The 743-nt window shown below is 45.0% G+C and carries 1 protein-coding gene; it reads right to left on the bottom strand.

Annotated features, from left to right (window positions below):
• The coding region (locus R7Z77_RS25285; protein WP_318137036.1) for a LysR family transcriptional regulator at positions 1–479 on the bottom strand (479 nt) is incomplete at its 3' end.
• Between the last annotated feature and the right edge of the window lie 264 nt (positions 480–743).

Here is a 743-nt window from a genome sequence, read left to right as displayed (position 1 = left end):
TTGTAAGCAATGTGGGGGACATCAATGCGTTCAGAGTCGACACCGAACGCAAAATCGACTTGATGAGTACTGACTAAGTTAGCCAAGTCACCACTAGAGGCCAAGATGAGGTTAAACGTTGTAGAAGGGAATCGATTGTTGAGTCGGTGAGACAGTTCTTGCCACAAATCGTCTGGCAGTGAGTCATCACGCGCCACCCAGACTTCGGCGTTGAAGCCTGCGGAGATTTGCGCGCATGTTTTTCTGATTCGTTGAGCTGTGACCAACAAATACTCGCAATCTTTGTAAATTGCTTTTCCCGCTTCCGAAAGCGTCAGTTGGTTTCCTGTTCTTGTGAACAACTCAACATCGAGCTCTTTTTCTAATGCCTTGATCGACATGCTGAGTTTGGTGCGGTTACAGTCTAACTGCCGCGCAGCTTCGGAGACTGAGCCACACTCTGCGATAGTGCAGAAAGCTTCTACCTGAGTTAAGTTCATGATTTGACACAACCAATTAAGAATTTGCAATAAAGTAGGGCACGATAGAGATGTGCTCCCAAAGCTGTGAAAGATTATCGAAAAAAATAGTAATTCGCCAGATAAGTCTATGGTCTTTTAGCGGTTTTGCGGTACCCTATAGTCTATTAATTTCAAAATGCACCAACTGCATTTTGACGTCACATAGTGATATGTGGGCTATAAGAAGTGAACATGGAGGCCACGATGGCACAAGATTGGGACGGCTTAGCAAAAAACTGGGAA

The organism is Vibrio sp. 1401 (genome assembly GCF_033340295.1).
Note: the sequence above shows the minus strand (reverse complement) of the source record. Positions and strands in the feature narration are given on the sequence as shown.